Origin of the sequence: Streptomyces sp. NPDC032198 (assembly GCF_040636975.1) — a bacterium.
In the GTDB taxonomy this organism is placed as follows: Bacteria; Actinomycetota; Actinomycetes; order Streptomycetales; family Streptomycetaceae; genus Streptomyces.
Map to the genome: position 1 here is coordinate 90,050 of NZ_JBEZVL010000009.1, position 12,867 is coordinate 102,916.

Below are 12,867 nucleotides of genomic sequence, written 5' to 3' on the forward strand. Positions count from 1 at the left end.
GGACATGACGACGCTGTCACGCATCCGGATCGGCTCGGCACCCGACTCGTGGGGGGTGTGGTTCCCCGAGGATCCGGGCCAGGTCCCCTGGAGCCGCTTCCTCGACGAGGTGGCGGACTCCGGATACGAGTGGATCGAGCTCGGCCCGTACGGCTATCTGCCGAGCGATCCGGCCGTCCTGAGCGCCGAGACCCAGCGGCGCGGCCTGAAGGTGTCGGCCGGGACGGTCTTCACGGGCCTGCACCACGGCCCCGCCGTCTGGGACAAGACCTGGGCCCATGTGTCCGACATCGCCGCGCTCACCCGGGCGATGGGCGCCGAGCACCTCGTCGTCATCCCCTCCTTCTGGCGGGACGACAAGACCGGCGAGGTCCTGGAGGACCGCACGCTCACCCCGGAGCAGTGGCGTCAGCTCACGCTCCAGACCGAGCGCCTGGCGCACGAGGTGCGCGAGCGGTACGGCCTGCGCGTGGTCGTCCACCCTCATGCCGACACGCACATCGACGACGAGGCCAACGTCACCCGTTTCCTGGACGCGACCGACTCCGGCCTCGTCTCGCTCTGCCTGGACACGGGCCATTACGCCTACTGCGGCGGCGACAGCGTCAAGCTGATCGAGACGTACGGCGAGCGCATCGGCTATCTGCACCTCAAGCAGGTCGACCCGGCCGTCCTGGCCGAAGTCCGGGCCCAGGAGATGCCGTTCGGGCCCGCCGTGGCCCGGGGCGTGATGTGCGAGCCGCCGACCGGGGTGCCCGCCATCGAGCCGGTCCTCGCGGCGGCCCAGAAACTGGGCGTCGACCTGTTCGCCATCGTGGAGCAGGACATGTACCCGTGCCCGCCGGACAAGCCGCTGCCCATCGCCCGCCGCACCCGCTCGTATCTGCGCTCCTGCGGCGCCTAGCGCGGCGGACGGCTGGGGGGTCCCGCTCGCGAGGTCGAGGCAGGAGCCGGTGACGCTGGTGTCGGTGCTCTCGGGGCTTGGCACGACGCCGGTGCTGGGCGAGCACGGCGGCCACCTCACGGGCATCGACGTGCCGCTCGCCCCGTGGGCCCTGCCCCGCGTCCCGTGCGCCCGATTCGCGCCGTGGTCATGCGCCGCCTGAATGCATCACAAGCGTCACAAACAACCTCCTCCTGTCACACATGTCCCGTATACGCGGGTCTTGCGTCACAGGGAGTCGACAGCCGCCCCCCTGCGCTCACTCCGCGTCGTTCACCGGGCACAGGCTGAGTGATCGCCAGCGTCGCGCCGCAGCTCCCCCGACGGCTCCCCCGAGCCGCCCCTGCGGCGCCCGCCAGGGAGGTGCCATCGATGACCGACCGAAAGCTCTGGTCGTACAAGGAGATCGCCGCACACATCCGGGTGCAGCCCGACACCGTGCGCTCCTATCGCAAGCACGGTCTGCTCCCCGACCCCGACCACGTGGAGTCGGGCAAGCCCTACTGGTACGCGGACACCATCCGCGCCTGGGTGGCCGCGAGGCCGAGCAACCGCGGGCGCAGGGACTGACCGCCCCGGTGGGGCACCACCCTCGGCCCCCTCCGTGGCCCCCTCGTTGAGGTGTACCCCCTAGGGGTATAGAGTGGTGAGTGTCAGGAGGGCTCCGGGAACACCGGGACCCCTCCTGCACATTACGACGCACAAGCAGGCCCGCACACACGCCGCACCCTCATCGAGGAGAACGACATGAGCGCCCAGACCGAGCTCCCGCAGGCAGAGACGACCGGCTCCTGCTGCTCCCCCAGCGGTTCCTGCCACTCCGACGGCGCCGCCGCGACGCCGCAGGGTGCCGTGACGACCGTGTACGAGGTGACCGGCATGACCTGTGGTCACTGCGAGGGTGCCGTCTCCGGTGAGATCTCGGAGATCGCCGGCGTCAGCTCCGTCAAGGCGGTGGCCGCCACCGGCCTGGTGACCGTGGTCTCCGAGGCCCCGCTGGACGAGACCGCGGTACGCGCCGCCGTCGACGAGGCGGGCTATGAGCTCGCCGGTGTCAGCAAGGTCTGACCTGCCCTCTGCCGGGTACCCCGGGCCCTGTGACACCGTCACAGGGCCCGCAGCCGCTTCACCCCAGACGCATGAAAGAGCCATGAACGAAGTCGAACTCGCCGTCGGCGGAATGACCTGCGCCTCCTGCTCCGCCCGCATCGAGAAGAAGCTGAACCGCGTGGAGGGCGTGACCGCGTCGGTCAATCTCGCCACGGAGAAGGCGAAGGTCTCGTACGCGGAAGGGGTCGAGGTCGCGCAGCTGATCGCGACGGTCGAGAAGCTGGGCTACAGCGCCCAGGAGATCGTCCCCGCGCCTCCCGCGCAGGAGGCGCCGGTCACCACCGCCGACATCACCGAGCCGGACACCCTGCGCCAACGCCTGATCGTCTCGGCGCTGCTCTCGCTCCCGGTCGTCCTGCTCGCGATGATCCCCGCGCTGCAGTTCGACAACTGGCAGTGGCTCTCGCTGACCCTGGCGGCGCCGGTCGTCGTCTGGGGCGGATACCCCTTCCACAGGGCGGCGTTCACGAACCTGCGGCACGGCGCCGCGACCATGGACACCCTGGTCTCGGTGGGCACGCTCGCCGCGTTCGGCTGGTCCCTGTGGGCGCTCTTCCTCGGGGACGCGGGGATGCCGGGGATGCGGCACGGCTTCACGTTCACCGTCTCGCGCGCCGACGCCGCGTCGACGATCTATCTCGAAGTCGCCGCGGGCGTCGTCTCGTTCATCCTGCTCGGCCGCTGGCTGGAGGCCCGCTCGAAGCGGAAGGCGGGCGCGGCCCTGCGCACTCTGCTCGAACTGGGCGCCAAGGAGGCGGCCGTGCTGCGGGACGGCGCGGAGGTCCGCATACCGGTCGCGCGTCTGGTGGTCGGCGACCGGTTCGTCGTACGCCCCGGGGAGACCGTCGCGACCGACGGCACCGTCGTCGACGGGGCGTCCGCGGTCGACGTCTCGATGCTGACCGGCGAGTCCGTGCCGGTGGACGTGGCCGCGGGCGACGCGGTGACCGGGGCGACCTCGAACCTCTCGGGGCGCCTCCTCGTCGAGGCCACGCGGGTCGGCTCCGACACCCAACTGGCCAGGATGGCGAAGCTCGTCGAGGACGCGCAGACCGGCAAGGCCCAGGTGCAGCGCCTCGCCGACCGGATCGCCGCGGTCTTCGTGCCGGTGGTCCTGATGATCGCCACCGCCACGCTCGGCGGCTGGCTCGGCGCCACCGGCGACGTGACCGCCGCCTTCACCGCGGCCGTCGCCGTCCTGATCATCGCCTGCCCGTGCGCCCTGGGCCTGGCGACCCCGACCGCCCTGATGGTCGGCACGGGGCGCGGCGCGCAGCTCGGCATCCTCATCAAGGGCCCCGAAGTCCTCGAATCCACGCGGCGGGTGGACACCGTCGTTTTGGACAAGACCGGGACGGTGACGACGGGGCGGATGACGCTGCGGGAGGTGTACGCCGCCGGGGAGACCGAGGAGAAGCAGCTGCTGCGCCTCGCGGGGGCCCTGGAGCACGCCTCCGAGCATCCCGTGGCACGGGCCGTCGCGGCGGGCGCCGCCGCGGAGTTGGGGCTCTCGGTGGGCGCGCTGCCCGCCGTGGAGGGGTTCCGGAACGTGGCGGGGTCGGGCGTGCGCGGCACGGTGGAAGGGCACGTGGTGCTCGCGGGCCGTGAGCGGCTGCTCGCGGACGCGGGGGTCGAGGGGCTCGCTTCGCTGGCCGCGCTCAGGGCCGAGGCCGAGACGGCGGGACGTACGGCCGTCCTGGTCGCCTGGGACGGCGTGGCACGCGGCGTCATCGCCGTCGCCGACACCGTGAAGGACACCAGCGCCGAAGCGGTGCGCGAGCTGCGCGCCCTGGGGCTGACGCCGATGCTGCTCACCGGGGACAACCGGGCCGTGGCCGACGCGGTGGCGAAGTCCGTCGGCATCGGGGCGGACGCCGTGTTCGCGGAGGTCCTGCCCGAGGAGAAGGTCGATGTGGTGCGGCGGCTGCGGGACGAGGGCAAGGTCGTCGCGATGGTCGGGGACGGGGTCAACGACGCGGCGGCGCTCGCCACCGCGGATCTGGGCCTCGCGATGGGCACGGGCACGGACGCGGCCATCGAGGCGAGTGATCTGACGCTGGTGCGCGGGGACTTGCGCGGGGCGGCCGACGCCATCAGGCTCTCCCGCAAGACCCTCGCCACGATCAAGGGCAACCTCTTCTGGGCCTTCGGCTACAACGTCGCCGCACTGCCGCTCGCCGCGGCCGGGCTCCTGAATCCGATGATCGCCGGGGCCGCGATGGCATTTTCCTCGGTCTTTGTGGTCAGCAATAGCCTCCGTCTCAGAAACTTCACATAAGCTCTTCACATCTTGGTCGCAGCATTCTCACGCCTGAGTCTCGATCGGCATATCGGACCTCTTGCATACGTACAGGACATATGCAGGAGACGCAGATCACAGGGATCTCAACGTAACCATCGAGGGGGCTCGTGAGTCTAAGAGGACGATGCCAGAGACGTCTTGGGGGACGTCTCTAGACATCGGGGACATCTTGGGGGATGTTCCTAGGAATGCGTTGGCCGGGACACGTGCACCGGAGAGCTTTGAGCGGCCCTCCCGATACGTACGCGTCCCGGCAGATCGCAGGAAAGACTGGCGCGCTGCCACCACAGACGCCCGGCCGGATCCCGTGGGGGGAATCCGCACCGGGAAACAGGAAAGCGCCCCGACCGTCGACCCGTGGGGGGATCGGCGGCGGGGCGCTTTTCGCTTGGCGCTCCAGTGAGGGTCAGCGACCCTCGACCGGGACGAAGTCCCGGAGAACCTCGCCCGTGTAGATCTGGCGCGGGCGCCCGATGCGGGATCCCGGCTCCTTGATCATCTCGTGCCACTGCGCGATCCAGCCCGGCAGCCGGCCCAGCGCGAACAGCACGGTGAACATCTCGGTCGGGAAGCCCATCGCGCGGTAGATGAGGCCCGTGTAGAAGTCCACGTTCGGGTAGAGCTTGCGCTCGACGAAGTAGTCGTCGGCCAGCGCGTGCTCCTCGAGCTTGAGCGCGATGTCCAGGAGCTCGTCATCCTTGCCGAGAGCCGACAGGACGTCGTGCGCCGCAGCCTTGATGATCTTCGCCCGGGGGTCGAAGTTCTTGTAGACGCGGTGCCCAAAGCCCATGAGCTTCACGCCGTCTTCCTTGTTCTTCACCTTGCGGATGAAGTTGTCGACGTCGCCGCCGTCCTGCTTGATGCCCTCGAGCATCTCCAGGACGGACTGGTTGGCGCCACCGTGCAGCGGGCCCCAGAGGGCCGAGATGCCGGCGGAGATCGAGGCGAACATGTTCGCCTGCGACGAGCCCACCAGACGCACGGTGGAGGTCGAACAGTTCTGCTCGTGGTCCGCGTGCAGGATCAGGAGCTTGTCCAGCGCGGACACGACGACCGGGTCGAGGTCGTACTCGGCGGCCGGCACCGAGAAGGTCATGCGCAGGAAGTTCTCGACATAGCCGAGGTCGTTGCGCGGGTAGACGACCGGGTGGCCCACGGACTTCTTGTAGGCGTACGCCGCGATCGTCGGAAGCTTGGCGAGCAGGCGGATCGTCGAGAGGTCGCGCTGCTCCTCGTCGAACGGGTTGTGACTGTCCTGGTAGAACGTCGACAGCGCGCTGACCACGGAGGACAGCATCGCCATCGGGTGGGCGTCACGCGGGAAGCCGTCGTAGAACCGCTTGACGTCCTCGTGCAGCAGGGTGTGCTGCGTGATCTCGTTCTTGAAACTGGCGAGCTCGTCGACCTTCGGCAGTTCGCCGTTGATCAGCAGGTACGCCACCTCGGTGAAGGTGGAGCGCTCGGCCAGCTGCTCGATCGGATAGCCGCGGTACCGGAGGATCCCCTGCTCACCGTCGAGATAGGTGATGGCGGATTTATAGGCGGCGGTATTGCCATAGCCGCTGTCCAGGGTCACCAGACCGGTCTGGGCGCGGAGCTTCCCGATGTCGAAGCCCTTGTCGCCGACGGTCGAATCGATCACCGGGTAGGTGTACTCGCCATCGCCGTACCGCAGTACTACAGAGTTGTCGCTCACGTCATCCCTCACCGACGTTGTGCCTCTTCTTCGAGGTGCCCTGACTGTCTCTACCATCCCCCATTTGGCCCTGGAGAGTGCACTCGGGGTCGACCATTGGGCCTATTGGCGGCACTGAGTGCCGCCAACCTTCTCATCCTGCCCCTCTTCGCCCCGGTTGCGGAAGTGCTCTGTGACCTTTCCTACTCGTTTGATCGATCAAAATTTCGGGAGGCGGATCCGGGGGTGGATCCGAGCATGGATCCCGGAGCGGATCCACGGCCTCCGGCGAGCCGGAAATCCAGGGCCGTACAGCGTCTGCCCGCGGAGACCGTGCGCACCGCTTGCCCCAGAGCCTTGCGCGAACCGACCAGGACGACCAGCTTCTTGGCGCGCGTGACCGCCGTGTAGAGCAGGTTCCGCTGCAGCATCATCCATGCCCCCGTGGTCACCGGGATCACCACCGCCGGATACTCGCTGCCCTGGGAGCGGTGGATGGTGACGGCGTACGCGTGCGCCAGTTCGTCCAGTTCGTCGAATTCGTACGGAATCTCCTCGTCCTCGTCCGTCAGGACCGTGAGCCGCTGCTCGTCGGAGTCGAGCGAGGTGACTACTCCGACGGTGCCATTGAAGACGCCGTTCTGCCCCTTCTCGTAGTTGTTGCGGATCTGGGTGACCTTGTCGCCGACGCGGAAGACCCGGCCGCCGAAGCGCTTCTCCGGTACGTCGGGTCTGCTGGGGGTGATGGCCTGCTGGAGCAGGCCGTTCAGGTTCCCCGCGCCCGCCGGGCCGCGGTGCATGGGTGCGAGCACCTGGACGTCGCGGCGCGGGTCGAGGCCGAACTTCGCCGGGATGCGGCGCGCGGCCACGTCCACCGTGACCCGGCCCGCGTCCTCGGTCTCGTCCTCCACGAAGAGGAAGAAGTCGGAGAGGCCCTGGGTGATGGGCGGCACCCCCGAGTTGATGCGGTGGGCGTTCGTGACGACGCCGGACTGCTGGGCCTGGCGGAAGATGTGGGTGAGCCGGACCGCGGGGATGGGGCTCCGCTCGCTGAGCATGTCCCGCAGGACCTCGCCGGCGCCGACGCTCGGCAGCTGGTCCACGTCTCCGACGAACAGGAGGTGGGCGCCGGGGGCGACGGCTTTCACCAGCTTGTTGGCCAGGAGCAGGTCCAGCATGGACGCCTCGTCGACCACGACGAGGTCCGCGTCGAGCGGGCGGTCCTTGTCGTACGCGGCGTCCCCGCCCGGCTTGAGCTCCAGGAGGCGGTGGACGGTGGAGGCCTCCGTCCCGGTGAGCTCGGCGAGGCGTTTGGCGGCCCGGCCCGTGGGCGCCGCGAGGACGACCTTGGCCTTCTTGGCGCGGGCCAGCTCCACGATGGACCGGACCGTGAAGGACTTGCCGCAGCCGGGGCCTCCGGTGAGGACGGCCGCCTTCTGCGTGAGCGCGAGCCTGACCGCTTCCTCCTGACCGGGGGCGAGGTCGGCGCCGGTGCGGGCGGCCAGCCAGGAGAGAGCCTTGTCCCAGGCCACGTCCTGGAAGGCGGGCATGCGGTCCTCGGGGGTCCGCAGGAGGCGCAGGAGCTGGGCGGAGAGGGAGAGTTCCGCGCGGTAGAAGGGGACGAGGTAGACGGCGGTGACGGACTCTTCGCCGCCGGGGCCGGGGACCGTCTCGCGTACGACGCCTTCCTCTTCGGTGGCCAGCTCCGCCAGGCAGTCGATCACCAGGCCCGTGTCGACCTGGAGCAGCTTCACCGCGTCCGCGATGAGGCGGTCCTCGGGGAGATAGCAGTTGCCCTGGTCGGTGGACTGGGACAGTGCGTACTGCAGGCCTGCCTTGACCCGTTCGGGGCTGTCGTGCGGGATGCCGACGGACTGGGCGATGCGGTCCGCGGTGAGGAAGCCGATGCCCCAGACGTCGGCGGCGAGGCGGTAGGGCTCGTTCTTCACTATGGAGATGGAGGCGTCCGCGTACTTCTTGTAGATGCGGACGGCGATGGAGGTGGAGACGCCCACGCCCTGGAGGAAGACCATGACCTCCTTGATGGCCTTCTGCTCCTCCCAGGCCGCGGCGATCATCTTGGTGCGTTTGGGGCCGAGGCCCGGGACTTCGACGAGGCGCTTGGGTTCCTTCTCGATGATGTCGAGGGTGTCCACGCCGAAGTGGGTGGTGATGCGGTCGGCCATGACGGGGCCGATGCCCTTGATGAGGCCCGAGCCCAGATAGCGGCGGATGCCCTGGATGGTCGCGGGGAGGATCGTCGTGTAGTTCTCCACCGTGAACTGCTTGCCGTACTGCGCGTGGGAGCCCCAGCGGCCCTCCATGCGCAGGGATTCGCCTGCCTGGGCGCCCAGCAGCGCGCCGACGACGGTGAGGAGGTCGCCGCTGCCGCGGCCCGTGTCCACGCGGGCGACCGTGTACCCGTTCTCCTCGTTGGCGTACGTGATCCGCTCCAGGACCCCCTCGACCACGGCGGTGCCTGGCGCCGCTTTTGCCGTTGAGGCCGCTGCTTCTGCTGGACTCGACATGAGCCGACGCTATCGCTCGGCGCTGACAGTGCGGGAGACAGTGCGGGAAGCCTGTGGATAACTCGGTGAGCGCGGCTCGGGCCCGGGCGGTGACAGACCCGAAGGGGCCCGGTCTTTCGACCGGGCCCCTTCGGGTCTCCCCTCCCCTGTCGGCCCTCCGGCGATCCCCCCAGATCCCCCCCACGGAGGTCCCGACGCACAGTACGACCCGCGTCGGGCGGGAAGGGTTGCACGGGCAAGGCCACTAGTTTTTCGGGGTGCCGACGAAGTCGGGCAGAAGTAACTTTTAACGCATGAGCCAAGAATCTCCCGAAACCTCGCCCGGAAGCGGAACCTCTCTGGAGAAGGACGTCCTCGACGAACTCGGCGACGACAAGCTTCAGGAGATCGCGGGGCTTCTCGGTACGGATGCCGCGGGGGCGCAGGACGTGGTGGGCACCACGGTGAGCGCGCTCTCGGGGAACCTGCAGGAGAAGGCGGAGGATCCCGCGGAGGCCGAGGAGGTCGAGCAGGCTTTCGCCGAGGCGACGCCTCCGCAGGGGATCGCCGGGTTCGGGGGGTTCGGGGGGCTTGCGGCGGGCGGGATGCTGTCGGGGGTGCTGGCGAAGATGAGCAGGCCGGTGGCCCAGGCGGTCGCGAAAAGGACGGGGCTGCCCGCGGCGACGGTGACCCGCGTGATCGAACTCCTGATCCCGGTGCTTCTCACGGTCCTGACGAAGCGGGCCCGGACGTCCCCGAAGCCGGGGACAACGGGGTCGCCTGCTGGCGGCGGCGGCATCGGAGACCTCCTGAACCAAATCCTGGGCGGCAAGAAGAGGTAGCCCTGCGGGGGGGGCTGGCTGTCCGGTCGTGGGTGCGGTGCCGCGCCGGTATGTCCGTCCTCGCTATCGTCCGGTGGCCGCCGGGCTACTTCGGAGCTGGAGCGCCGCGAACCGTGCTCCGGGCGGACATACCGGCACGTCCCCTCGCGAGCGTCGCCGACTGCGGCCCATCGTTGGCTGATCGATGGTGCTGCCGGGCAATCGGGTGGGTGGGCGGGAAAAGCTTGTTCGTTCAGGGGGTGGGGGTCAGCAGGCGTGGCTGGCGTAGGCGGTGGTTGTTTGTTTTAGGAGGTCCTTGCCTGGGTGGGTCCATAGGGTTTCGTTGAAGAGCTCTACCTCGATGGGACCCCCGTAGCCCGCCTCCTCCACCAGCGCCCGCCACGAGCGCAGGTCGACCGAGCCCTCGCCGAGCTGGCCGCGGCCGTTCAGGACGCCCTCGGGCAACGGCGTGACCCAGTCGGCCAGTTGGAACGCGTGGAGGCGGCCCGCCCGCCCCGCGCGGGCGATCTGCGCAGGCGCCCGGTCGTCCCACCACACGTGGTACGTGTCCACGCAGACCCCGACCTCCGCGGCGGGAAACAGCTCCGCCAGGTCGAGGGCCTGGGCCAGCGTGGAGACCACGCAGCGGTCCGACGCGAACATGGGGTGGAGGGGCTCGATGGCCAGGCGGATGCCCCGCGAGGCGGCGTAGGGGGCGAGTTCACCGAGCGCATCGGCGATACGGGCGCGCGCCCCGTGCAGGTCCCTGCTGCCGGCGGGCAGCCCGCCGGAGACCAGGACCAGCGTGTCCGTGCCGAGCGTCGCCGCCTCGTCGATCGCCGCCCTGTTGTCGTCGATGGCCGCCACGCGCGCGTGCGGCTCGATCGCCGTGAGGAAGCCGCCACGGCAGAGCGTGGTGACGGACAGGCCCGCGTCGCGCACCAGCTTGGCGGTCTCCTCAAGGCCGTAGGCCTGTACCGGCTCCCGCCAGAGGCCCACCCCAGGGACCCCCAACTCGGTGCACGCGGAGACCAGTTCCGGCAACGACAGCTGCTTGACCGTCATCTGGTTGATGGAGAACCGCGCCAAGGCCTCGCTCACTGCTGGACTCCGTACGTGGTGAGAAGGGACTTCATGCGGGACTCTGCCAGGAGCGGGTCCGGGAAGAGACCCAGGGCGTCCGCCAGTTCGTAGGCGTGCACCAGGTGCGGCAGCGAACGTGCCGACTGGAGGCCGCCCACCATCGTGAAGTGGCTCTGGTGGCCCGCCAGCCACGCCAGGAACACCACTCCCGTCTTGTAGAAGCGTGTGGGCGGCTGGAACAGATGGCGGGACAGCTCGACCGTGGGGTCCAGGCAGGCGCGGAACCCCTTCACGTCACCGGTGTCGAGAAGGCGTACCGCCTGTGCCGCCAGGGGGGCCAAGGGGTCGAAGATGCCCAGCAGGGCGTGGCTGAAGCCCTGTTCGTCGCCCGCGATCAGCTCGGGGTAGTTGAAGTCGTCCCCCGTGTAGCAGCGCACGCCGTCCGGGAGGCGGCGGCGCAGCGCGATCTCGCGCCCCGGGTCGAGGAGGGAGATCTTGATGCCGTCGACCTTGTCGGGGTGCCCGGCGATGACCTCCAGGAAGGTGTCGGTCGCCGCGTCCAGGTCCTCGCTGCCCCAGTAGCCGGTGAGCGCCGGGTCGAACATCGGGCCGAGCCAGTGCAGGATCACCGGCTCGCTCGCCTGCCGCAGGAGGTGGCCGTACGTCTCCAGATAGTCGTCCGGTGACGTCGCCGCCGCCGCGAGGGCCCGGGACGCCATCAGGATCACCTGGGCGCCGGTCGACTCGACAAGCGCGAGCTGCTCCTCGTAGGCGGCGCGGACCGCCGGCAGGTCCGCGGGTCCTGTCAGCTGGTCCGTGCCCACGCCGCAGGCGATCGCACCGTCCACCGACTTCGCCTCGGCGGCGGACCGCGTGATCAGTTCCGCCGCGCCCTTCCAGTCGAGGCCCATCCCCCGCTGAGCCGTGTCCATCGCCTCGGCGACCCCCAGGCCCTGCGCCCACAGATGGCGGCGGAAGGCAAGGGTCGCGTCCCAGTCGACGGCCGCCGGGGAGTCCGGGGACACGTCGGCGCGGGGGTCCGCCACCACGTGTGCTGCCGAGAAGACCGTGCGGGAGGTGAGGACGGAGCCCCCGGCCGCCGCCTCCGCGGGCGCCGGGCGGGGTTCGTACGCGTACGTGGTGCCGTCCACGCGCGGCAGCAGCAGCGTCACTGGGCGATCTCCGGGACCTCGATGCGGCGGCCCTCGGCGGAGGACTTCAGGCCCAGTTCGGCTAGCTGCACGCCGCGCGCGCCCGCGTGCAGGTCCCAGTGGTAGGGCGCGTCCGCGTACACGTGCTTCAGGAACAGCTCCCACTGCGCCTTGAAGCCGTTGTCGAACTCCTGGTTGTCGGGGACTTCCTGCCACTGGTCACGGAAGGAGTGGGTGGCGGGCAGGTCCGGGTTCCAGACCGGCTTGGGGGTGTTGCTCCGGTGCTGTACGCGGCAGTTGCGCAGGCCCGCGACCGCCGAGCCCTCCGTGCCGTCCACCTGGAACTCGACGAGCTCGTCGCGGTTCACGCGGACCGTCCAGGAGGAGTTGATCTGCGCGATCGCGCCTCCCTCGATCTCGAAGATGCCGTACGCGGCGTCGTCCGCCGTGGCGTCGTAGGGCTTGTTCTGCTCGTCCCAGCGCTGCGGCACGTGCGTCGCGGCCAGCGCCTGGACACTGCGGACGCGGCCGAACAGCTCGTGCAGGACGTACTCCCAGTGCGGGAACATGTCGACGACGATGCCGCCGCCGTCCTGAGAGCGGTAGTTCCAGGAGGGGCGCTGGGCGCTCTGCCAGTCGCCCTCGAAGACCCAGTAGCCGAACTCGCCCCGGACGGACAGGATCTGGCCGAAGAAACCGCCGTCGATGAGGCGCTTCAGCTTGAGCAGTCCCGGTAGAAAGAGCTTGTCCTGGACGACGCCGTGCTTGATGCCGGCCGACTGGGCAAGACGGGCCAGTTCGAGGGCTCCCGCGAGGCCGGTCGCGGACGGCTTCTCCGTGTAGATGTGCTTGCCCGCGGCGATGGCCCGCTTGATGGCTTCCTCGCGCGCGGAGGTGACCTGCGCGTCGAAGTAGATGTCGACGGCGGGGTCGGCGAGGACCGCGTCCAGATCCGTCGATACGTCCTTCTCGGGGTCAAGTCCGTGGCGCTCCGCGATCTCCCGCAGTGCGTGCTCTCTGCGGCCCACCAGGACCGGCTCGGGCCACAGCACCGTGCCCTCGGCGTCACCCAGGGGGAGACCGCCCTGCTCGCGCAGGGCGAGCAGGGAGCGGACGAGGTGCTGGCGGTAGCCCATCCGTCCCGTCACGCCGTTCATGGCGATGCGCACCGTCTTGCGAGTCACAGGGGTCCCTCCGTACGCAGGTAAGCGCATAGCAAGCGCTTTCTATCCAAGAAGAAGCTAGCCTGCCGCACAAGGTTCGGACAAGGGCTTC

At 69.6% G+C, this 12,867-nt stretch carries 10 protein-coding genes; 5 read left to right on the forward strand and 5 right to left on the reverse strand.

Going from position 1 to position 12,867, the window contains the following annotated elements:
* Positions 1-4: 4 nt before the first annotated feature.
* From AB0E78_RS24270 to AB0E78_RS24285, 4 genes are all read left to right on the forward strand, one after another.
* Positions 5-904, forward strand: a complete 900-nt coding sequence (locus AB0E78_RS24270; protein ID WP_361836102.1) for a sugar phosphate isomerase/epimerase — start codon at positions 5-7, stop codon at positions 902-904.
* Positions 905-1,315: 411 nt separating this feature from the next.
* Positions 1,316-1,513 carry a MarR family transcriptional regulator gene (locus AB0E78_RS24275; RefSeq protein ID WP_361836104.1) on the forward strand — a complete coding sequence of 66 codons (198 nt, stop codon included), beginning with the start codon at positions 1,316-1,318 and terminating at the stop codon, positions 1,511-1,513.
* A 177-nt stretch (positions 1,514-1,690) separates the two neighbouring features.
* A complete protein-coding gene (locus AB0E78_RS24280) occupies positions 1,691-2,011 on the forward strand; it encodes a heavy-metal-associated domain-containing protein (RefSeq protein WP_361836106.1) in 321 nt (106 codons plus the stop codon).
* An 82-nt stretch (positions 2,012-2,093) separates the two neighbouring features.
* The gene (locus AB0E78_RS24285) at positions 2,094-4,331 is read left to right on the forward strand and encodes a heavy metal translocating P-type ATPase (protein WP_361836108.1); all 2,238 of its coding nucleotides are present in this window, start codon (positions 2,094-2,096) and stop codon (positions 4,329-4,331) included.
* 430 nt (positions 4,332-4,761) lie between these two features.
* Here the strand turns inward: AB0E78_RS24285 and AB0E78_RS24290 are convergent, their stop codons facing one another.
* Both AB0E78_RS24290 and AB0E78_RS24295 read right to left on the reverse strand, forming a co-directional pair.
* Complete coding sequence (locus tag AB0E78_RS24290; protein ID WP_249589823.1) at positions 4,762-6,108, reverse strand: citrate synthase; 1,347 nt, start codon at positions 6,106-6,108, stop codon at positions 4,762-4,764.
* 125 nt (positions 6,109-6,233) lie between these two features.
* A complete protein-coding gene (locus AB0E78_RS24295; protein WP_361836112.1) occupies positions 6,234-8,558 on the reverse strand; it encodes an ATP-dependent RecD-like DNA helicase in 2,325 nt (774 codons plus the stop codon).
* A gap of 293 nt (positions 8,559-8,851) precedes the next feature.
* Here AB0E78_RS24295 and AB0E78_RS24300 point away from each other — a divergent pair, with 293 nt between their 5' ends.
* Positions 8,852-9,379, forward strand: coding sequence for a DUF937 domain-containing protein (locus AB0E78_RS24300; RefSeq protein ID WP_361836115.1), 528 nt, complete (start codon positions 8,852-8,854; stop codon positions 9,377-9,379).
* Positions 9,380-9,625: 246 nt separating this feature from the next.
* On the opposite strand, the gene AB0E78_RS24305 is transcribed toward AB0E78_RS24300, so the two are convergent.
* The 3 genes from AB0E78_RS24305 to AB0E78_RS24315 are packed head-to-tail and all read right to left on the reverse strand — an operon-like array spanning position 9,626 to position 12,776.
* A complete protein-coding gene (locus AB0E78_RS24305; protein ID WP_361836771.1) occupies positions 9,626-10,423 on the reverse strand; it encodes a sugar phosphate isomerase/epimerase family protein in 798 nt (265 codons plus the stop codon).
* A gap of 32 nt (positions 10,424-10,455) precedes the next feature.
* A complete protein-coding gene (locus tag AB0E78_RS24310; RefSeq protein ID WP_361836117.1) occupies positions 10,456-11,613 on the reverse strand; it encodes a dihydrodipicolinate synthase family protein in 1,158 nt (385 codons plus the stop codon).
* On the reverse strand, positions 11,610-12,776 hold the full coding sequence (locus tag AB0E78_RS24315; RefSeq protein ID WP_361836119.1) for a Gfo/Idh/MocA family oxidoreductase: 1,167 nt from the start codon (positions 12,774-12,776) through the stop codon (positions 11,610-11,612). Before AB0E78_RS24315 ends, AB0E78_RS24310 begins: the two co-directional genes overlap by 4 nt.
* Between the last annotated feature and the right edge of the window lie 91 nt (positions 12,777-12,867).

What these genes read in the sequence shown, in the direction of transcription:
- AB0E78_RS24270 (WP_361836102.1), top strand. Translation starts at nt 5, where the DNA reads ATGACGACGCTGTCACGCATCCGGATCGGCTCGGCACCCGACTCGTGG.
- AB0E78_RS24275 (WP_361836104.1), top strand. Translation starts at nt 1,316, where the DNA reads ATGACCGACCGAAAGCTCTGGTCGTACAAGGAGATCGCCGCACACATC.
- AB0E78_RS24280 (WP_361836106.1), top strand. Translation starts at nt 1,691, where the DNA reads ATGAGCGCCCAGACCGAGCTCCCGCAGGCAGAGACGACCGGCTCCTGC.
- AB0E78_RS24285 (WP_361836108.1), top strand. Translation starts at nt 2,094, where the DNA reads ATGAACGAAGTCGAACTCGCCGTCGGCGGAATGACCTGCGCCTCCTGC.
- AB0E78_RS24290 (WP_249589823.1), bottom strand. Translation starts at nt 6,108, where the DNA reads ATGGTAGAGACAGTCAGGGCACCTCGAAGAAGAGGCACAACGTCGGTG.
- AB0E78_RS24295 (WP_361836112.1), bottom strand. Translation starts at nt 8,558, where the DNA reads ATGTCGAGTCCAGCAGAAGCAGCGGCCTCAACGGCAAAAGCGGCGCCA.
- AB0E78_RS24300 (WP_361836115.1), top strand. Translation starts at nt 8,852, where the DNA reads ATGAGCCAAGAATCTCCCGAAACCTCGCCCGGAAGCGGAACCTCTCTG.
- AB0E78_RS24305 (WP_361836771.1), bottom strand. Translation starts at nt 10,423, where the DNA reads ATGACGGTCAAGCAGCTGTCGTTGCCGGAACTGGTCTCCGCGTGCACC.